Source organism: Amphritea sp. GJ51-11 (genome assembly GCF_055808735.1).
The window spans coordinates 2,566,482-2,586,587 of sequence record NZ_CM147881.1; the positions used below are offsets into that span (position 1 = coordinate 2,566,482).

Here is a 20,106-nt window from a genome sequence, read left to right on the forward strand (position 1 = left end):
TTACACTCCCCACAGAATCTGAACGCCCCAAGCGACGTATATAAACGTCAAGAGACCACAAGCGGACTGGAACAAGAAGCGAATGCCAGTTGGCTTGATGTAGTCAGTTGAAATTGACCACATACCGATCCAGGCGTGAGCCGCCATAGACAGTATCGCCAGCAATGCAAAAATGCGCATAGCGGTACAACTGAACAATTCACTCCACTGCTGATAATCCAAATCTGGATTGAACAGCATGTAGCCCATCATAAAAACTGTAAAAGCAAGCAGCACAACAGCAGTTACACGCTGAATCATCCAGTCGTATAGCCCACTCCGGCCAAAACTTGTAATTGAAGTTACCATATCCATACTCCTGCCAGCAGAATAGCAACAGCAGATACCACCAAAGTAACCTTGGCAGCCATCTTACCGCTCTCTAACTCTTCACAATGACCAAAATCCATTACTAGATGTTTGATACCGGCAAAGAAGTGATACAGCAACGCTGAAACCAGTCCCCACGCAATCAGCTTCGCGAAGAAGCTCTCAGTCAACATCTGAGCAGCAGCATTAAAGCCTTGCTCGGACTCAAGAGACATTCCAAGTGCATACAGCATAAAGAAAGCGCCAAAGAACAACGCTAGCCCCGTTGCACGGTGCAGTATGGAAGTGATAGCCGGAAGTGGCTGTTTAATAGTTCGTAGATCTAAGTTTACGGGTCTTTTCTCGTTCACGGCTCTTGTTCACACTTATGTTAAGCCCAATTGCAGGGCCAGGTTGTTAAAGGTAGTGTACAAAGACAAAGATAAGTACCTCGGTCCAGCGCCTGCACCCCATCCCGAAATGAGCAATGCAAGCTGGAAACGGAGTATACCAGCAAATTGTCGCAATACAATTAACCAACACTGTTTCTACGTCTATTGTCTAGTGTTTTTTATACTGCACACAGCCTTCTAATCGCCTACAACCAAATGATTATTCAGCTAATTTAATTTTCCTGTTAGAGCGCTAATACAAAGGCTTAGCGCATTGCTGCATTGCAATAAAAGGAGGCGTAATTGAATTGACAAACGCATTCAACTCACTATAGTGTCAGGGTCCTGTTACGAGCTAAACCCTTTAGACTGTGACTGATAATTAAGGGCCGTGCGCCCACAGGATTAACTGCAAACCCTGCTGTGGCGACAAAATTACCCTACTACAATTTATAAAGTCATTCAGATTAAACAGAAATGATAGGAGCCTATAATGGCTGACAAAAAAGCACGCTTAACAGTCGACGGCATCGACGAGGTATTCGAATTACCGGTTTACACCGGTACTATGGGACCTGATGTTATTGATGTACGCGCCCTGACTGGTAAAGGCCTGTTCACTTACGATCCTGGCTTTGTTTCTACTGCGGCTTGTGATTCCGCTATTACCTACATCGATGGTGGCAAAGGCGTTCTATTGCACGGTGGCTATCCGATTGAGCAGCTGGCAGAAAATTCTGATTACCTCGAAGTATGTTACTTGCTGCTGAATGGAGAACTACCAACTCCCGAGCAAAAGCAAACCTTCGTCGATACTGTTAAGAACCACACTATGGTTCACGAACAGATGCTCCACTTCTTTAACGGCTTCCGCCGTGACGCACACCCAATGGCTATCATGGTCGGCGTTGTGGGCGCACTGTCGGCCTTCTACCACGACTCCTTGGATATCGATGATGCGCATCATCGGGAAGTCTGCGCTTACCGTCTGATTGCTAAAATGCCGACGATTGCGGCCATGTGTTACAAGTACAGCATCGGCCAGCCATTCCAGTATCCACGTAACGATCTGGACTATGCTGACAACTTCCTACAAATGATGTTTGGCAACCCATGTTCTGACTATGTCACTAATCCTGTGCTCGCCAAAGCGATGGACAAGATCTTCCTGTTGCATGCAGATCATGAACAAAACGCCTCTACATCTACCGTGCGTCTGGCTGGCTCTTCTGGCGCTAACCCATTCGCCTGTATCGCTTCCGGTATTGCTGCACTTTGGGGCCCTGCCCACGGCGGCGCAAACGAAGCCGTGCTGACCATGCTGAACGAAATTGGTGATGAATCCAATATCGAAGAGTTCATCCAGCGCGCTAAAGATCCTGACGATTCTTTCCGCCTAATGGGCTTCGGTCACCGGGTTTACCGTAACTTTGACCCTCGCGCCAAAGTGATGAAGCAAACCTGCGACGAAGTACTGGCTGAGCTAGGCATCGAAAATGACCCTCTGCTGAAGATCGCTAAACGCCTCGAGCAGATCGCCCTAGAAGATCAATATTTCGTGGATCGCAAACTCTATCCAAACGTAGACTTCTACTCAGGCATCATCCTTAAAGCGGTCGGCATTCCGACTAACATGTTCACCGTTATCTTCGCGCTGTCACGTACTATCGGCTGGATCTCCCATTGGAGTGAATTCCACAGCAGCCCGAACAAAATCGGTCGTCCACGTCAGCTGTACACAGGACCTGTACAACGCGATTACCCTAAGAAGTAATACGCCAAAGACAAAAAAGCCGCTACTAGCGGCTTTTTTTGTCTCTTCAATAATGCACGCACAGATCCACACCAACCACTCCTTCACACGATGACCACAGCCACAGCACGATCATTAATCCGCACAGTTCGCAGCACAGCCCAAGCCCGTCATGAGCCCCAGATACCGGCAAAACGAAGAACAACCCAACAAAACCCTAAAGATCAATCCTAAGGCCTTTTCAACAACCTCACCACTCAAGCAACAAAAACTTAACCGCTTTCAACACCTATGCCATAAACACAAAAAAACCAGGCAAGCCTGGTTTTTTAATCGGCCCGCTGAGGCAGGCTTAAGCATAGTGTTTATGCAAGCTTAGTCAGCCGATACCGACTCAATATTATGAATAGAGAGGTCCGCACCGCTGAATTCCTCTTCTTCATCAAGCCGCAGCCCCATAACGACCTTCAACCCACCATAAACGATAACACCACCGACCACCGCGATAGCAATACCCATCCCAGTACCGACCAACTGCGTCAGCAGACTGACACCGCCCAAACCACCTAACGCGGTTGAGCCAAAGATACCGGCCGCAATCCCGCCCCAGGCACCACAGAGACCGTGTAATGGCCACACACCGAGAACATCATCAATCTTCCAACGGTTTTGCACGATGGTAAACATCCAGACAAATAATGCTCCAGCTACACCACCAATTATCAGCGCACCGATAGGATGGACAATATCGGAACCCGCACAGATCGCCACCAGCCCAGCCAAAGGCCCATTATGAATGAAACCCGGGTCATTTTTACCCAACAGCAATGACACGATAATACCACCAACCATCGCCATCAAACTGTTCACCGCCACTAAGCCCGAAATACCTTCCAGCGTCTGCGCAGACATCACATTAAAACCGAACCAACCGATACATAGAATCCACGCACCGAGCGCCAAAAACGGAATATTCGATGGCGGAAACGCCACCAACTTGCCACCGCGATAACGCCCCTTACGGATACCCAACATAATCACCGCCACAAGACCTAACCAACCACCGACGCCATGTACCACAACCGATCCAGCAAAGTCATGAAATGCAGCACCAAAAGACGCCTCAAGCCAATCCTGAATACCATAGTTACCGTTCCAGATAATGCCTTCAAAAAATGGATAAACAAAACCAACAATCAACGACGAGGCAATCAAGAAGGGCCAAAACCGCGCCCGCTCAGCAATACCACCCGAGACAATAGCGGGAATTGCTGCCGCAAAGGTCAGCAGAAAGAAGAATTTAACCAACTCATAGCCATTACCTTGAGATAACGTTTCCGCATCCTGAAAAAACGTCACATCGTACGCCACCCAATAGCCGATAAAAAAATAAGCCACTGCGGAAAATCCGAAGTCCGTCATTATTTTCACCAACGCATTCACTTGGTTCTTCTGCCGTACTGTGCCTACCTCAAGAAAGGCAAACCCAGCATGCATGGCAAACACCATGATCGCCCCCATCAGAATAAATAACGTATTTGAACTCTGGACGAGTGTTTCTACAGCACTATTAACGCTTTCCACGGAGATCTCCTGCTGAATAACGCACTCATTTAAGGCTGACTTCTATCATCAGCACCTAAATAGTGCATTTAAATTTTATTAGAATAGTTTGGATGCTGGCAGCAACCCTCTATATCAACCTGATAGCGAGGGTTTATCGACAATAGCCAAAATCGCTCCAAAAAGGCGCAATATATAAAGCATAGACCATGCCAATCTAATCAACGCACCAGTTCAACGCAGCCTAAACGCGCCAAAAAAACCACCGCGAGGTGGTTTTTTTAACATGCAGCGTCATCTAAGCATTAATCGCCATCAATCTCAGATTTAGCGGATATTTCAAAGCACTGGTGAATCTTACTGTTACGCTTGAAATCCAGGTCGATCGTTTTACGGGTAATATCGACCACCTTAAAGCGCTCAGACAATACCGCATCAATTTTAAAGCGTCGGTAGTTATTGGAGAAAATCAACTTACCGTCGGGACGCAGCAGACCCATCGCTAGACTGATTAGCTCCCCATGATCACGCTGCACATCAAAGACATCATGCATCCGCTTTGAATTGGAGAATGTAGGCGGGTCCATAAAGATCAGGTCATAGCCCTCACCCTTCTGCGCCCGCAGCCATTTTACACAATCTTCCTGCAGAAAGTGGTTACGCGCTTCGGCAAAGCCATTCAGGGCAAAATTTTTCTTAGCCCAGTTCATATAGGTGGCGGACATATCAATACTAGTGGTCGACCGTGCACCACCTTTGGCAGCGTGCAGAGAGGCTGTGCCGGTATAACTGAATAGATTAAGAAAATCTTTGCCTTTCGCCTCTTGCTGAATCTGCAAGCGAATCGGACGATGATCCAAAAACAAACCAGTATCAAGATAATCATCTAGGTTAACCAGAATCCGACAACCCCCTTCAGTGATATCAATAAAGCGTTCGGTTTGATCCTGCTTCTCATATTGATTAGTCCCCTGCTGCTTGCGCCGTTGCTTGAGAATAATATTCTCCGCCGGGATATTCAGCACCGCTGGCAACACCGCGACAATTTCTTGCAAACGCGCAAAGGCTTTAACCACATCGACACTTTTAGGCGCCTGATATTCCTGCACATGCACCCAATCATTATAGATATCGATGGCGGCGGAATATTCCGGCAAATCAGCATCGTATAATCGATAACAAGTGATATTCTGACGTTTAGCCCACTTACTCAACTGCTTCAGATTTTTGCTCAATCGATTAGCTAACATCTGCGCGCCATCGCTTAATACAACAGGCGCAGCGTCTGCCACCGCATCATCAACGGATTCCGTTACCACCTCAGGCATAGCCTTCGCGGCCAGCACAGGCTTACTGGCTGCCGCGACCTCTTTCTCACTACGGGCGCGAATATTAAAGATTTGTAGCTGACTAGGGATCGCACCGTTATACAACTTATAGGTTTTATCCGACGCCAGTTTCATCATCTTGCAAAGTTCAGGGTTGCCGGTAAAAACCGCCGCCTGCCAACCGGTAAACTCTGCTTTCAAGCGCTCGCCAAGGTGCTGATAAAGGAAAAACAGGGTCGGCTCATCCCCTAAACGCTCACCATAAGGCGGGTTCGTTAATACCAAGCCTGCGGTATCAATGGCGGGATGCGATAATCGAGATAATTCGCGGCGCTCAAGATGAATCAGATTTTCGACACCGGCACGGCGCGCATTATCCCGCGCAATCCCCAACACCTTCGCATCCGCATCAAAGCCCTCAAAACGACTTGCCACCTGTTTGAGACCAACGTCACGGCGCTCCCGCGCCTCCTCCAGCAAGGTTTGCCAAAGGACGTTGTTATGCTGTGTCCAGTAAGTGAAGCCGTAATCACGCCGCAACAGACCTGGGGCAATATCAGCCGCCATCAACACACCTTCAATTAACAGGGTGCCTGAGCCACACATGGGGTCGAGCAACGCTTGGCCTTCACGCGCCTTCTCAGGCCAACCACAGCGATATAGCAGCGCAGCAGCCAGGTTTTCCTTCATTGGCGCAGCCCCCGACTGCAAGCGATAACCACGGCGATGCAAACTATCTCCGGAAATATCCACGGCAATGGTCGCCTCACCCCGTTGCAGGTGAACATTTACCCGTAGATCAGGCTTCTGCCGATCCACCGAGGGTCGACGACCGGTTTCATCACGAATCTGATCGACAATCGCATCCTTAACCTTTTGCGCACCGAACCGACTATGGTTAATCCCCTCGGACTGGCCGGTAAAGTCAATAATTAAAGTCCCTTCAGGCCGCATATGCTCGAGCCACTTGATTTCCTGAACACCACGGTAAAGCGCTTCAGCTGTTTCCGCTGGGCAACGGTGCAACTCAAGCAACACACGGTTAGCCACACGCGACCATAAGCAGGCGCGATAAGCGGCTTCTAAACCGCCAGAAAAATATACACCGGCCAAGGTTTGTTTTGGCGTTTCAACATTCAGGGCCTGAAGTTCATCAAACAGAACAGGCTCCAGCCCTTTCGGGCAGGTAGCAAAGAATTTCATACTCAGGGGATACCTCTTTTAAGAACAGGCATATTAACGGCAAACGCTTTTAAGACCAATGACTAAGATGCGAATTCAAAGAAAACTCTAATAAAGTGAATTTTTTTCAATCAGCCATTGTTGTTTGACAACCCCCACGCAAGCCGTTGAAGTCATGCTCTTTTGCCAATACATTTATGACAATTCAATTAAAATTCGATTCTTGATACTTTTTTTTAATTACACACAGGAAACCATTTCAGCCATTGTGAATCATAGTATTTAACACCAACAACAGGAGCTATATGTCACTGTAACTGGGATTACTGAAATGTAACCGGCGCCACGCTTAACAAAGAGCCAATGCGCTTGGTTGCCACATCAGTAACCCACCCGAAAATATTAAGCACTATATAGAGGCATCTTTACATGAAGAGACAAAAACGTGATCGTTCTTCAGTACTTTTCAACCGTGGCTTTACAGCCGGACTCGTGGGTAAATCTAAAGACGAGTGCCCAGTCACTCTGGGTGAGCTCCGTAACCACTGGTTAAGTGGTTGGCGCGAGGGCCGTGAAGCACATTGGGATGGTCAGTCGGGTGTCTCGGCTATACATATAAATCCATCTTTACATTAAGCCACCATATTAATGCTAAGGCATATAAACTGAGAAAGGCTCCTAGGGAGCCTTTCTTTTTGTTTACACCACAGGCGATTAACCACTTAAGAAAAAGCTATGCATCATCTCACTCAAAATAACCTAACTGAGATCTAGAACCCTAGTTCAGATAGCTCTTTTATAGCGTCACAGCATCAAGCTCGGCGATCGCTTTAACCGATTCCGCAATCAATTCAGGGCCGCGATAGATAAAACCGGTATACACCTGCACCAATGAAGCACCCGCTTCAATCTTCTCCGCCGCATCAAAACCATTGGTAATACCACCAACACCGATAATCGGCAATGCGCCACCCAGTTCACGAGACAGTATACGGATCGCTTTGGTCGCCGCATTACGCACCGGCACGCCACTTAAACCTCCCGCTTCTTGTGCCACCGCAGAGTCTTCAACACCGGCTCGCGAAAGCGTCGTATTGGTCGCAATCACTCCATCCATTTCATAAGATTTAAGCGCTGCAGCCACCAGCACGAACTCTTCTTCACTCATATCAGGTGCAATCTTAACCGCAACCGGAACATACTTCCCATGCAATAAGGCAAGTCGGGCTTGCTCGGTTTTAAGCGCTGCCAACAACTCATTAAGGGAATCACCAAACTGAAGGGAGCGCAGCCCCGGCGTATTTGGCGAGGAGACATTAACTGTAATATAGGTTGCTTTATCGTACACTTTACGCATACAGATCAGATAATCATCGATGGCATTTTCCACCGGGGTATCGAAATTTTTACCGATGTTAATCCCGAGAATACCGTTATAACGGCTCTTCTCAATATTTTTCAGCAGCGTATCAACCCCCTGATTATTAAACCCCATCCGGTTTATGATCGCTTGGTGCTCAGGGATACGGAACAGTCTTGGTTGAGGATTACCCGGCTGAGGCCGTGGCGTAACAGTGCCCACCTCAACAAAACCAAACCCCAATGACGCCATACCGTCAATCGCAATGCCGTTTTTATCCAGCCCTGCCGCCAGTCCCACCGGGTTTGGGAATTGAATTCCCATCACTTCAACCGGTTGACTGAGTGTTTTAACACGAAAAAGTGAATTTAATCCGACACTGGCCATCAGGTTGAGACTGTTCAGAGACAGGTCATGGGCCGTTTCAGGGTCGAGCTTAAACAACAGAGATCGGGCAGCTTGATAGAGCATGGAATTCCACAAGTCAATTTAAAGTGCGGGCATTATATGCAAAGTCGCCGGCACTGTAAAAAAATCAGAGCTTTTCTATGGCACTGAATTTACCAGAATCACTAAAAGAGATGCGAAAACTCCCCTGAATGCCATTATGAAGCAGATAAGGCTGCAACAATGATGATGGAAACCGCACCCGTCGGCCATCACGGCTTCTGGCCACCACATCCTTTACCTCTTGCCGATAGTGGGCGAGGTATTGTTCGGCAGTTAAACTGATATCGACGATGATAGATTGCATATACTCAGCGCTTAAGACCAGCTCTGCGGCCTCGTTATGGTTTGATAGCTATTTACGGTTAGCCTGCATCGGCGATCGGTTTTACACCGAGATCCACCATAACCCAGTCACAGGACAATGAAGGCACTCGGTGATTTAGCCTGCAGCTAGACCATTCAGGATTCTGAATATAGCAAAAACAATGGCTTATAAAACCCCAAAAGATATCTTTTAGAGCTATTTTTCAGTTATGCTACGATGCGTTGTAATAGCGGTCGCGAGACCGTCTATAGGCCGCTGTAGCCCGTCACATGACTCTTGGAGCCGGATAGTCAACCGGAGATAAAGCCACTTATGTCACACTTGCTTCACCATACCCGTTTACTCTTTGCCGGACTCATCGCCTGCTTATCTTTTCCGGCATATGCCCAACTGAATGTTTATCCTGATCGCTTCGCCATTGCGGAAGGGGAAACCATTCTGCTGACGGTTGAAGTCGACCAACGCACCGCTAGCCGGCCAGACTTTTCGCCACTCACACAAGATTTTCATTTTCTCGGCAGCAAGCAGATGACAGTGTCTAGCTACGCCAATGGTGCAAACCAAAACACCACACGCTGGAAAATCCTACTACGTCCTCGCCGGGCTGGGGATATACAAATTCCCGCGCTACACATGAACAACCAATATAGCGAACCGCAACTGATCAGTGTTGAGGGTTCTAGCGGGGCCGCGGCACTGGTTAGCCATGATGATTATCTCGAAAGCTCCGTTAACAGTCATGAGGTCTACCAAAACAGTCAACTGCTCTACAGCACCCGATTGTTTCACCTTAATGATCTTCCGCCAATGTCCACACTGTCAGCCCCCGTGCTGCCGGGCACTAAGATCATTCCACTCGGCGACCAACAACACTACAGTCGCCAAATGAAGGGCCAGACCTATCAGGTGACGGAGCAAAGTTATGCCTTATTCCCGGAAAAAACCGGCCAACTGACGATTCCCGGTGCAATTTTCAGTGCCGGCCCTGGGGCACCCGAACTCAATACCGAACCGATGGCGATCGATGTCTTTCCCCCTGTAGCGCAGCAAAAACGTGGCTATTGGCTACCAACCACCAGATTAGACCTTGAAGAACTGACCAGCGGTGCTGTAAACACCCTGACGCTGGGTGAAAGCCAGGTGCGTACATTTAGAATCAGTGCCGAGGGCTTACTGGCCGATCAGCTGCCGGCCATTATGCCGCTGCGTAATGAACTGGCACAAATTCGTGTCGATGATGTTAGCCTAGAACAAAAAGTCACGCCGAGTGGCATTATCAGTAGTCGAACCGAAACCGTACACATCACCCCAACCGAGCGTGGCGAAGTCACCCTCCCCGAGATTGCAATTCCTTGGTGGAATATCAATCAAGATAGTAGTGCAACCGCCCGCTTACCCCTGCGAATTTTAAACGTTACGCCAGCGACGCCAGCCTCTCAGGCCGTTGTCTTAAACAGCAATGACAAGCCCGCCGATCCCCCCGAACCAAGTCTCGATCCAGAGACAGAAAAAAATGCACAGTTGTTGGTATGGTTATTGGCGGCAATCGCAATCATTTCCTCCCTTGGCTGGTTATATAGCTATGCCTCTCAACGCCGTAAGAAGTTTGATATCGGTGAGCAAGACAAAGGATCAACAGCACAGAAACCGCAAGTGCCGCCATCGCCGCAGGCACAAAAATCCCGCGGGAAGCAGGAAACTAATCGGGACAAATTGAATAAAATGCTACAGGCCGAGCAAAAAGCATTTAACCTCGCCATTGAGGCCTGCTACAACGATCAACCGCTGGAAGCTCGGCTATTAATTCTCGAGTGGGCTAGGCTGTTCTGGCCCCACAACCGCTTTAATGACAGTCTCGATTTAAGTGATCTAAAAAAGAGTAAAACACTCGAGCTCTTATTGATCGATATGGAAAGTTATATTAGCGGCTCTGAGTCCGGCCAGTGGTCCGGCGACCTATTAGCCAAAGCCCTCGAGCATATCCGCTCATAACAACTAAACAAAATCCGACGCTATTCGCTGTATTTAATGCCCCTTAATGTGGTTTATCAATAATCTGCTTCAAAGCGGCGGACAGTTTAGGGTAGGCAAATTGATAACCCGCGTCGAGCAGACGCTGGGGGTAAACCCGCTGCCCCTTAACCAATAGATCACTGCCCTGACCCAGCAATAACTGAATCACAAAAGCAGGCACTCTAAACCAAGCGGGGCGAGATAGTGCTGCCGCCAGTTGATCACTAAAGACGGCATTCGTCACCGCCTCTGGTGAGGTAAGGTTGAAGGCCCCGTTAAACTGATCATGGGTTAACAACAGACAGATGCTCTCTATTTGATCATCCATATGGATCCAAGACATCCACTGACTGCCCTGCGCGACAGGCCCTCCTAGCCCAAGCTTAAACGCCGGTAACATTTTCGCTAATGCGCCACCGTCTCCCAATACAATTCCGGTTCTCAGTAAACACACTCGAACGCCCTGCGTCTGGGCCTTAAGCGCTTCCGCTTCCCAGCGTTGACATAATTGATGGGTGAAATCATCAACCACCTCTCCCTGTTCATCCAGTTGCAGTCCGTCACTGCGGCACCCATAGTAACCAATAGCAGAGCCACTGATCATCACATCAGGTTTATCTTCCAGCCGGCTAATCAAGCCGTTTATTTGAGCGGTCAGATCAACACGACTATCGACGAGAGTCTTTTTATGTGCTTCGCTCCAGCGCTTATCGGCAATTCCCGCACCGGCAAGGTTAATAATGCCATCAAGCCTCTCGTCACATAACAACTGATCAAGGTGAGTAATGACCTGTACCCGATCACCGAACAGCCCACGTGCTTTTGCTGCATCACGGGTCAAAATGATCAACGCATGTCCATCCTCAAGCAAACGCGGTACGAGATGGCTACCGATAAAACCGGTAGCGCCACTGATAAGAACCTTCATGCAGATCTCCTTTAAGGCATTGCAATCAATGCAGTCTGTCTTTATAACCATAGTCCAGTGATAATCAACAGGAAAAATTATGTTCACCGGTATCGTTCAGGGCACGGCTACAGTTGTTACGGCAATCATTAAAGACCAGTTTATGCAGCTCACACTGGCCTTTCCCCACTCTCATTGCGACAACCTACAAACCGGCGCCAGCATCGCCATTAATGGCACCTGCTTAACCATTACGGCGTTTAACGATAATCAGATCCAATTCGACCTTATTATGGAGACCTTAAGAGTCACCAACCTAGGCAAACTCAAAGCTGGCGACCGGGTGAATTTTGAGCGAGCCGCCCGTATCGGCGATGAAATCGGCGGACACCTGCTATCGGGTCATGTCCATGGGCAAGCGACCATTGTCGACATTGAGCAACCGGCGGATAATCGCATCGTTTGGTTTGAAGCCCCCGCCGAAATCATCAAATACATTTTACCCAAAGGCTTTGTCGCCCTGAATGGCTGCAGCCTTACCATCGGCGAAGTCGAGGCAAACCGTTTCAACGTCTTTCTGATTCCCGAAACACTCTCAGTGACGCTGTTTGGCCAAGCCGCGGTAGGCGACCCCATCAATTTAGAAGTGGACAGTCAAACGCAAGCCGTGGTTGATACGGTTGAGCGCTATATGCAATCGTCTAACCAATAGACGCGAACCATTTGCGACTCGATATGAATACAACGTTAGCCTCGCAGAAGATAAAATAGCCTTACCCATTGCGTTAGCTAAACAGCGATCTACAATAGCCGCTTTATTTCTGTACTCAGAGGCTTCTTTGATGGAAACCCGCAATATCCGTGCTGATCTAACGCTACTGCTCGTCGCTGCTATCTGGGGACTCGCTTTTGTTGCACAACGGATGGGCATGGACCATCTCGGCCCCTTTAGCTTTAACGGTGCTCGCTTTCTGCTAGGCGCCATATCATTACTACCATTACTGCTGATATTTCGCCCGAGTGCGGCACCAACCGCCCCCCGGGCGATGCTCAAAGGCAGTATTACCGCGGGTCTTTTTCTGTTTCTCGGGGCCTCATTACAGCAAGTTGGACTACTCTGGACATCCGCTGGGAATGCCGGTTTTATCACCGGGCTCTACATCATTATCGTCCCCATCATTGGTCTCTTTCTCGGTCATGTTACCCGCATTAATACCTGGCTCGGTGGGTTATTAGCGGTGATGGGGCTCTATTTTCTCACCGTAACGCAAACCGGTGGCGACAGCCTCGATATCAACACCGGCGACCTGTTAGTCTTAGGTAGTGCCTTCTTCTGGGCTGCGCATGTGGTGGTAATTGGCAAGTTAGCCAGTCAGCTCGACAACCTGCGACTCGCCATCATCCAATTTTTTATCTGTGCACTGCTGAGCTTTTTGATCGCCCTTATCTTCGAGATGGATAGTCTCAACCTCACCAACCTGTTACTAGCATGGCAGCCGATCGCTTATGCAGGACTATTATCCGTTGGTGTTGCCTACACCTTGCAGGTAGTAGCACAACGCCATGCTCCGGCGTCCCACGCGGCAATCATTATGAGTTTAGAAGCGGTGTTTGCGGTAATCGGCGGTTGGTGGTTACTGAATGAAGCCTTTAGTCAGCGAGCCATGATCGGCTGCGGTTTGATGTTATTGGGGATGATCATCTCTCAGCTCAACCTGTTCCGACATCGTAGCCCGGTGGCTCATAGCGAAGCGAGCTAATACGCCACCGATCGAGGCGCTAGTCAACGACGATCACAACCGGCCCGATGCCTTCACCGTTAAGTACTGATTGATTAAAGCCACCGGCAGCTGCTTAGCCAGCAGATCGAGAGGCATTGCACCTTGATGCCGTAAGGTCTCATGGTGCTGCTGTCGGCTGTCAAGGTACTGCTGCACTCCATGAAAACGCAGCGCTGAATCGAGATCAGAAACTCGCGTAGCTTGTGCCTTATCGAGCACCTGTTCACGCAGATCAGCCACCACCACTAGGTGGCGGCGAGACAGTAAGCGCACCGCCATCGCAAGATCATCACTGTCTTCATCACGGGTATTGGTGACCAATACGATCAACGCTCGTCGACGCTGTAGCGGCATCAGTTCCCGCGCCGCTTCAAGATAGTCAGCCGCTTCCATCGTCGCTTCAAGATCATAGCTACCGGCAATCATTTGGCGAACAACGGCGCTACCTTTGACCGGCGGAAACCACCGCTTGACACCACCAAAGGTATGAAAACCCACCGCATCGCCCTGCTGGGCCGCCACATAGGCCAGCAGCAACATCGCATTCAAAGCTTCATCGAGATGTCCACTCTCCTCTTCACGGTGACGCATACGCCGACCACAATCCAACATAAAAACAATCTGCTGATCCCGCTCATCCTGGTATTCACGGGAGATTAGCTTGTGATAGCGGGAGGTCGCCTTCCAATCGATTTGACGCAGTGCATCCCCGGCGCGATATTCCCGTAACTGATGAAAGTCGTTACCTTCACCACGGCGTAATCGATGCTTTATACCCAACTGGCTCAGTTGATGATCGGTCGCCAATAAGGTGTATTGGCTAACGGCTCTAAAATTAGGATAAACCTTAACGCTATCCGGCAGTGCCACATGCTGCTTACGCTGCCACAATCCCAGCGGTGATACGGTAACCAGATCGATACCGCTAAAGTCACCATCCCCGCGTCGATCTGGTTTAATACGGTAAACCGCTTTAGCGCCCCGTTGCGCCGGCAGTGTGAGTGTTAGCGGCAAGCCCTCGACACCATAATCAGCCGGGTGATGGTCATGCAATGTTAGCTGCTGCGCTCGCTGAGTGAGATTGGTTAATCGCAGCGTGACCTTACTCCATACGCCTACCGGAATACTGCCCTTTAACTCTCGCGAGACCTGCGCAGTCGGCTCTCGTCGATGTAACAACAAATCCAGTAACAATAAGGTGCTCGCCGCCGCCACGATCACATTACGCAGCCCTGCCAACGCAGGCCAGAATGCAGCACAGACCGCTACGACCAATAGCAGTGCGGCCAGCATCACCGTCCGGCGGGATGGGATCATACTCGTGGAGCCTGCACATTACTGAGGATGTCGTTTAACACATCATCGACCTTATAGCCCTCAATCTCCAAATCGGCACTGAGCTTAATGCGATGACGCAATACCGCCGGCGCAACCGCCTTGATATCATCGGGCGTAACAAAGCTTCGCCCGGATAACACCGCATTCGCTCGACCCGCCCGCAATAACGCAATGCTGCCACGAGGGCCGCTACCAGATTCAATACCACTCCAGTCTCGGGTGGCACGAACAATATTCACCGCATAACCCAAAATCTGCTCATCCACCGCTAATGTGGAGGTATAGCGTTGGAGATTAAGAATCTCCGCAGGGGTTAACACCTCTTCAATCTGTGACACATCGAGCTTATCGGCGACTGAACCGGCGGTAATCTGCTTCACCATCTCCAGCTCTTCCGACCTATCGGGGAAATCGATAAATACCTTGAGTAGAAACCGATCGAGCTGAGCCTGGGGCAACGGGTAGGTGCCTTCCTGCTCAATCGGGTTTTGCGTCGCCAACACCAAAAAGGGCAACTGCAAGCCATAGGTCTGCCCTTCGATCGTAACCTGCTGTTCTTGCATCACTTCTAACAATGAAGATTGCGTTTTTGCCGGTGCCCGGTTGATCTCATCAGCCAGTAAGAAGTTACAGAATACAGGCCCTTTGCGTACTCGGAAGGAATCACTTTTGCGATCAAACATAATATGACCACTGATATCGCTGGGCATCAAATCCGGCGTAAACTGTACCCGATTGAATACTCCGCCCACTGCCGCAGCTAAACTGCGCACCAACAACGTTTTACCTAAGCCAGGCACACCCTCCACCAGCACATGACCACCGGCCAATAGCGCAACCGTGGTATCACGAATCACCTGACGCTGCCCGATGACCGCTTTACCGATCTCCTGCTCCAACTGCCCGAGCTTGCGCAGCACCTTGTCTGACAGTTGCTCCTGCCCCTGCAAATCGCTCATCTTAACTCCCGCTGTTTTAAACCACTGGCCAGTTGCTGCAATACCAGTGTCGCTTTAATAAAATCCTGATCTTTGGCAATATCCTGATAAAGGCTACGCTCGACCGCCGCGCCGGCCATACCGGTTTTCTCGCCAATCCACTGCGCCCGCTGCTGGTTATCCATGCTATTCAAGCTTGGATGGCGCTTACGCCAAGCCTGCTCAATTACGTTACGATTATGTTCAAACAGACTGTCAGCCTTATCGATACGCCAAGCATAATCAGCCGTAGCATCGATGTGCTCCAATAGGTTGCGCCGCTGCTCTTTATGTAAATTAAGCGGTGGACCGGTATATAAAAACAAACGCCAGCCCATGCACAACAACAGCACAGCCAATGTCATGATTACAAAGGGTATTTTCTGCCATAACAGCTGAGGCAACGCCGGTGTATCATTACCATATTGCAACCACACCTTATGACGCCCGCCGACCAGTTGACCGAGTAAATAGGCATGATCGAATAACCCGATGCGTTCGTTGGTAAACAGATCAAGATCACTGAGTACAATCACGCGCCCCAGACCGGTTTCAAACAGTAGATACTGAGTGCCGTCGACACCAAACTGCTGAGATGCCCAGTGGTCACGATCCTGAAGGTATCGATTACGTCGAAAACTCGCCTCTATCGGTTCAGCTTCACCAGTGAACAACAACCGAATGGTTTGATAACCACCATCACTGGCTGCTTCGCTTTCGCTACCCGGTTGGCCAGCGTGTAAGATGTCCATTTCTGTCTCGATCTCGTCCACAGGCTCATCGATACTGCCGGACACCATCACCACACCAAGATCCGACAGAAAGTCATCACGGTTAGAGCCGTCACCAGTAAAATAAGGAGGGGTTACAATCAGTACACCACCGGCCTCTAACCATGTATTTAACCGCTCCCGCTGCTCATCCGAAAGATCCGTTTGCATCCGCCGCACCAACAGTGCATCACTAGGTGGCGGTAACTTCGAGATTAAATCCCGGGCGCGAAAACTCTCTGCCTGATACCCCAGCGTTTGTAGAAATCGTTCCGCCGCCAAAAAAGGGTTGCGCTGCGCCGCCGGCGATACGTCCACCCGCTGTGACTGGGTCTGCCGCTGGTAGTTGTTAAAAAACCATTGGCCATACCACGCGAGGCACAGTAGCAACACGCCGCCTAAGCCCCACAACACAAGGCGATTAGTCTTCGACACGGCCGTAGACCTCCTGCCAATGTTCACAAAGCGCTAACACAGGCGCTTCAGCAGGGGCTATATGCCCATAAGCCATGCGCAACCAATGCTCGGTCAACTGATTAAAGTATTCCGCTTCTAACTCACTGCGATAAGTTCGAACCAATATTTCACACTCACCCTCAGTGGCACTATCCGGTATATCGATATGCGCTCGAGTCACTAGATACACCAACGCACCGCGATATAGTAAGCTCAACGCTTCACGGTATTCCCCTTGCGTTATCAGTCGATGGGCATCAACTGCAGGATCTGACGGCAACGCCTCCGGTCGCAGATCTAAACCAAACAGTTCTACCGGTAAGGTTTTATCGGCACCTGAGGACTGGCGCTGAAATGCTCGTAACCATTGGCGATTATTAACCACTTTATAGAGCAGAAAAACACTCAGTAAAATCCCCGCAATCCAGATAAGAATTTTGCCCACTGCCGCAATAGCATCATAGGAATCCTCTGCACCGTTAAAAAAACCCGCCAGCCACTCAATAAAAGCATTGGGGTCTGAGCTTTCTTCAGCTTCGTTGGGTTGACCAATATACTGCCAGTATTGGGTTTCTTCTATCCGGCCAAAGGCTTCATCCTGCAGCACTTGCTCAATTAACGGTTTAGCATCGGCGGCATTTACTGATTGGGCTGCATCGGCAGGCGAACTGGTGAGTGGCGACAGGCACACGAAGACTGCGATTAGTAACAGGGTTTTACCGCGACGCAAACCTACTGACGCCGCTTTAATACGCTCACCGGTACGGCGAAAGCTGATCTCAATATCCCAAGCTTCTAACTCACTGCGACGGTTAAGATAGAGGGCAAACCCTGCCGCTACATAAAAGGGGGCAATAATCGACATACAGAGCAAACCACCGAACCACTGCAACCAGTCGCCAACACTACCTGGGGCCAATAGCAAATCGCTAAAACTAGCCCAGCGTAAATCCTCCGGTATCAGCAAGTAGACCCCAGTCATAAAGGCGACCTCCAATACCGTCTCAAGATGAATACCCACCACCGTCAACCAAGTTGCCGCATGCTGATTCCGGGACAAGACCCGTATCCGCTGACGCCGAGCTTTTCCCTGCAACCCTTCAAGTAACGCAACCGGCAGCGTAAATGAACGGGAAGGATTAAGACGACGCAAAGTAAGATTAAGCAGCAGTTGCGGCCGAACAACCGCCCACCACTGTCGTAATACAACTTTAACCGGTAGCGATTCACCAAATACTGCGCGACTCAACCAAAACATGAGTGGCGGTTCGTATAATGGTTTAAACCACCAGATCAATAACATCAGTAACCAGAACTGGTCATATAAAAAGAAAAACAGGCAGAGCCCTACCGGCACGGCGGTACTGATCCAAAGTAACCAAAGCGGCATAAACCATCGACGGGCTAGCGCAAAGCCAAGATCGATCGCCTCCCAAGGAGTTCGCCGACGCAGGGATATTTCGAGTTTATCGAGCTCCACTCGCCCCCCGGCCTGCATAGACAAAATAAACAATCATGGTTATCCAGAGAATCAGCGAAGCTACATACTTAATCCCATTAGGCAGGCTACTCGCCGACCAGAACGCCTCAATAAAAGCCGCTGCCAACAACATCAGCCCCGCCCCCATCACCAAGGGTATGGCGCGGCCCGCCTGCAACCGAATAGCATCGAGGCGACGATAACGACCGGGGCAGATCACCCCTCGACCGACCATCAAACCCGCCGCTCCACTGATAACAATCGCCGTCAGCTCCAATGCCGAATGCCCGCTGACAAAGGGCCAAAATGTCTCGGTATACCCAAGACCAGTGAGATAGCCCGCCACACCACCGATCACCAGACCGTTATAAAACAATGTAAACACCGTACCAATACCGGCCAAAATGCCCATGGCAAAGGTACGAAAGCCGATACCGATATTGTTATAAATGTAAAAACCAAACATAGCGAAATCAGATTCTGCGCTGCGCTCAAAAGTTCGACCTAGATGAGCATTGTCGGGCCGATACATCTCTTCCATTTTGCTCACTTCAGCCTCACTCATCAGGCTGTAGATAAAGCTATCGTCATAGATGCAATATCCCCCCACCAACATCCCCGGCAGCAAAAACAGTGATAACGCCACCCAGAAGTATCCACGATTCAATCTCAGGCTCACGGGGAAGTCACGCCCCAGAAAGGTCAGCAAACGCCATAACCAAGCCCCTCGGCGGGTATAGAGTTGTTGATGTCCACGCAGCACAAGGCGGTGTAAAAACTCGACTAACTGAGGGCTATAACGACGCGTCTTAGATAACGCATAATGATTACACAGTTGGCGATACAGTTGGGGCAGGTCAGCGGGCAACTCAGCCTTGCGGCGTAAACGAAAGGATTCCAGCTGATTCAGTTGCTCATCTAGCCGTTGCCAAAGCGGCTGATAACGCGCTTCGAACTGCTCCTGCTTCATCGACTGCCCCGAGTTAGCCAAGCTGCATAAGCTAAAATCTCTTGCACAGCACCCGCGCATCGCTTACCGGTCACCGGGAAAAGTAAACTCGCTAACTCAATCTGCCGTTCCCGACTCAATTGCGGGCAACGCTCGGCAAAACGAATAAGCTCGCGTTGTTCATCGACACTCAAATCTACCGGCGGACGGCGCCGCTCCGTTTCTGGTAACTGAACCCGCGGCGAGGCGGTCTCACGATAGATAACTAAGGTGCCGGCAGCCAAATCACCAAGACGCTGAAATTGACGATTCAGCAACATTGACAATAGACCTGCGGCATAGAGAAAGGGTAAGAAGTCCGCTGCGCGTAAAAGATTGCGAATCAGAGAAGAGGAGAATGTTACCGGGGTGCCATTATCCTGAATCACCACCAGCCCCATGGCTTTTTTACCCGGCGAAGCACCGTTATATAACTCAAACAACACCGGGTAGAACCACTCGATCAGGAAGAACAATATCAACATCAGCGAAGTACCCACACCACCGAAAAAGGCGAAAACGCCCGCTACCAAGCCATACAGAATGACCCGGATTAGCATATCGATACTCCAGGCACAGGCTCTTACTACAGGCCCCGCTAAGCGTAGCTCGAGTAAGATGCCTTCCGGCGTTTCATGTTCTCTGACGGTATCAGTCAGGGGCACTGGGTTACGCACAAGCGTCAATTTCACGCA

18 protein-coding genes are annotated in these 20,106 nt (G+C 49.8%); 5 read left to right on the top strand and 13 right to left on the bottom strand.

From position 1 onward, the window contains the following. Both sdhD and sdhC read right to left on the bottom strand, forming a co-directional pair. The gene (gene sdhD / locus AC0L4K_RS11525) at nt 1–348 is read right to left on the bottom strand and encodes a succinate dehydrogenase, hydrophobic membrane anchor protein (RefSeq protein ID WP_417222184.1); all 348 of its coding nucleotides are present in this window, start codon (nt 346–348) and stop codon (nt 1–3) included. Next, nucleotides 342–719 (bottom strand): succinate dehydrogenase, cytochrome b556 subunit, encoded by a 378-nt coding sequence (sdhC, locus tag AC0L4K_RS11530; RefSeq protein WP_417222182.1) that lies wholly within the window; start codon nt 717–719, stop codon nt 342–344. Before sdhC ends, sdhD begins: the two co-directional genes overlap by 7 nt. Before the next feature lie 514 nt (nt 720–1,233). Between sdhC and gltA the strand changes: the two genes are divergently transcribed. Next, entirely contained in the window at nt 1,234–2,514 is a 1,281-nt protein-coding gene (gene gltA, locus AC0L4K_RS11535; protein ID WP_417222179.1) for a citrate synthase, read from the top strand. 354 nt (nt 2,515–2,868) lie between these two features. Here the strand turns inward: gltA and AC0L4K_RS11540 are convergent, their stop codons facing one another. Continuing rightward, a complete protein-coding gene (locus AC0L4K_RS11540) occupies nt 2,869–4,077 on the bottom strand; it encodes an ammonium transporter (protein WP_473266229.1) in 1,209 nt (402 codons plus the stop codon). Between the two features lie 284 nt (nt 4,078–4,361). After that, entirely contained in the window at nt 4,362–6,587 is a 2,226-nt protein-coding gene (gene rlmKL, locus AC0L4K_RS11545) for a bifunctional 23S rRNA (guanine(2069)-N(7))-methyltransferase RlmK/23S rRNA (guanine(2445)-N(2))-methyltransferase RlmL (protein ID WP_473266232.1), read from the bottom strand. A gap of 408 nt (nt 6,588–6,995) precedes the next feature. Between rlmKL and rmf the strand changes: the two genes are divergently transcribed. Further along, nucleotides 6,996–7,202, top strand: coding sequence for a ribosome modulation factor (gene rmf, locus AC0L4K_RS11550; RefSeq protein WP_417222174.1), 207 nt, complete (start codon nt 6,996–6,998; stop codon nt 7,200–7,202). Nucleotides 7,203–7,362: 160 nt separating this feature from the next. On the opposite strand, the gene AC0L4K_RS11555 is transcribed toward rmf, so the two are convergent. Together AC0L4K_RS11555 and AC0L4K_RS11560 are read right to left on the bottom strand one after the other, a co-directional pair. Continuing rightward, nucleotides 7,363–8,397, bottom strand: a complete 1,035-nt coding sequence (locus AC0L4K_RS11555) for a quinone-dependent dihydroorotate dehydrogenase (protein ID WP_417222171.1) — start codon at nt 8,395–8,397, stop codon at nt 7,363–7,365. Between the two features lie 64 nt (nt 8,398–8,461). After that, nucleotides 8,462–8,680 carry a DUF2835 domain-containing protein gene (locus AC0L4K_RS11560; protein WP_417222170.1) on the bottom strand — a complete coding sequence of 73 codons (219 nt, stop codon included), beginning with the start codon at nt 8,678–8,680 and terminating at the stop codon, nt 8,462–8,464. A 333-nt stretch (nt 8,681–9,013) separates the two neighbouring features. On the opposite strand from AC0L4K_RS11560, the gene AC0L4K_RS11565 reads away from it, so the two are divergent. Then, nucleotides 9,014–10,693, top strand: coding sequence for a BatD family protein (locus AC0L4K_RS11565; RefSeq protein WP_473266235.1), 1,680 nt, complete (start codon nt 9,014–9,016; stop codon nt 10,691–10,693). Nucleotides 10,694–10,736: 43 nt separating this feature from the next. Here AC0L4K_RS11565 and AC0L4K_RS11570 read toward each other — a convergent pair whose 3' ends face one another. Then, on the bottom strand, nt 10,737–11,642 hold the full coding sequence (locus AC0L4K_RS11570; RefSeq protein ID WP_473266236.1) for a TIGR01777 family oxidoreductase: 906 nt from the start codon (nt 11,640–11,642) through the stop codon (nt 10,737–10,739). A gap of 79 nt (nt 11,643–11,721) precedes the next feature. On the opposite strand from AC0L4K_RS11570, the gene AC0L4K_RS11575 reads away from it, so the two are divergent. Both AC0L4K_RS11575 and AC0L4K_RS11580 read left to right on the top strand, forming a co-directional pair. Continuing rightward, nucleotides 11,722–12,333, top strand: coding sequence for a riboflavin synthase subunit alpha (locus tag AC0L4K_RS11575; RefSeq protein WP_473266238.1), 612 nt, complete (start codon nt 11,722–11,724; stop codon nt 12,331–12,333). A 130-nt stretch (nt 12,334–12,463) separates the two neighbouring features. Next, complete coding sequence (locus AC0L4K_RS11580; protein ID WP_473266240.1) at nt 12,464–13,381, top strand: DMT family transporter; 918 nt, start codon at nt 12,464–12,466, stop codon at nt 13,379–13,381. Between the two features lie 33 nt (nt 13,382–13,414). Here AC0L4K_RS11580 and AC0L4K_RS11585 read toward each other — a convergent pair whose 3' ends face one another. Genes AC0L4K_RS11585 through AC0L4K_RS11610 form a run of 6 tightly spaced genes read right to left on the bottom strand, consistent with a single transcriptional unit; the run spans nt 13,415 to nt 20,103 of the window. After that, nucleotides 13,415–14,719, bottom strand: a complete 1,305-nt coding sequence (locus AC0L4K_RS11585) for a DUF58 domain-containing protein (RefSeq protein WP_473266242.1) — start codon at nt 14,717–14,719, stop codon at nt 13,415–13,417. Then, nucleotides 14,716–15,699: an AAA family ATPase gene (locus AC0L4K_RS11590; RefSeq protein WP_473266243.1), complete on the bottom strand. Its 984-nt coding sequence runs from the start codon at nt 15,697–15,699 to the stop codon at nt 14,716–14,718. The genes AC0L4K_RS11585 and AC0L4K_RS11590 overlap by 4 nt, the downstream gene beginning before the upstream one ends. After that, on the bottom strand, nt 15,696–16,922 hold the full coding sequence (locus AC0L4K_RS11595) for a DUF4350 domain-containing protein (protein WP_473266246.1): 1,227 nt from the start codon (nt 16,920–16,922) through the stop codon (nt 15,696–15,698). The genes AC0L4K_RS11590 and AC0L4K_RS11595 overlap by 4 nt, the downstream gene beginning before the upstream one ends. Continuing rightward, entirely contained in the window at nt 16,909–18,456 is a 1,548-nt protein-coding gene (locus AC0L4K_RS11600; RefSeq protein ID WP_417222155.1) for a hypothetical protein, read from the bottom strand. Before AC0L4K_RS11600 ends, AC0L4K_RS11595 begins: the two co-directional genes overlap by 14 nt. Beyond that, the gene (locus AC0L4K_RS11605; protein ID WP_417222154.1) at nt 18,410–19,393 is read right to left on the bottom strand and encodes a stage II sporulation protein M; all 984 of its coding nucleotides are present in this window, start codon (nt 19,391–19,393) and stop codon (nt 18,410–18,412) included. The genes AC0L4K_RS11600 and AC0L4K_RS11605 overlap by 47 nt, the downstream gene beginning before the upstream one ends. Beyond that, on the bottom strand, nt 19,390–20,103 hold the full coding sequence (locus AC0L4K_RS11610) for an RDD family protein (protein WP_417222153.1): 714 nt from the start codon (nt 20,101–20,103) through the stop codon (nt 19,390–19,392). Before AC0L4K_RS11610 ends, AC0L4K_RS11605 begins: the two co-directional genes overlap by 4 nt. Nucleotides 20,104–20,106: the final 3 nt, after the last annotated feature.

Bases quoted from the DNA above. Each gene is read 5' to 3' on its own strand.
- AC0L4K_RS11590 (WP_473266243.1), bottom strand. From the start codon at position 15,699: ATGAGCGATTTGCAGGGGCAGGAGCAACTGTCAGACAAGGTGCTGCGC.
- AC0L4K_RS11555 (WP_417222171.1), bottom strand. From the start codon at position 8,397: ATGCTCTATCAAGCTGCCCGATCTCTGTTGTTTAAGCTCGACCCTGAA.
- AC0L4K_RS11560 (WP_417222170.1), bottom strand. From the start codon at position 8,680: ATGCAATCTATCATCGTCGATATCAGTTTAACTGCCGAACAATACCTC.
- AC0L4K_RS11570 (WP_473266236.1), bottom strand. From the start codon at position 11,642: ATGAAGGTTCTTATCAGTGGCGCTACCGGTTTTATCGGTAGCCATCTC.
- AC0L4K_RS11605 (WP_417222154.1), bottom strand. From the start codon at position 19,393: ATGAAGCAGGAGCAGTTCGAAGCGCGTTATCAGCCGCTTTGGCAACGG.
- rmf (WP_417222174.1), top strand. From the start codon at position 6,996: ATGAAGAGACAAAAACGTGATCGTTCTTCAGTACTTTTCAACCGTGGC.
- AC0L4K_RS11575 (WP_473266238.1), top strand. From the start codon at position 11,722: ATGTTCACCGGTATCGTTCAGGGCACGGCTACAGTTGTTACGGCAATC.
- sdhD (WP_417222184.1), bottom strand. From the start codon at position 348: ATGGTAACTTCAATTACAAGTTTTGGCCGGAGTGGGCTATACGACTGG.
- rlmKL (WP_473266232.1), bottom strand. From the start codon at position 6,587: ATGAAATTCTTTGCTACCTGCCCGAAAGGGCTGGAGCCTGTTCTGTTT.
- AC0L4K_RS11580 (WP_473266240.1), top strand. From the start codon at position 12,464: ATGGAAACCCGCAATATCCGTGCTGATCTAACGCTACTGCTCGTCGCT.
- AC0L4K_RS11585 (WP_473266242.1), bottom strand. From the start codon at position 14,719: ATGATCCCATCCCGCCGGACGGTGATGCTGGCCGCACTGCTATTGGTC.
- AC0L4K_RS11565 (WP_473266235.1), top strand. From the start codon at position 9,014: ATGTCACACTTGCTTCACCATACCCGTTTACTCTTTGCCGGACTCATC.
- gltA (WP_417222179.1), top strand. From the start codon at position 1,234: ATGGCTGACAAAAAAGCACGCTTAACAGTCGACGGCATCGACGAGGTA.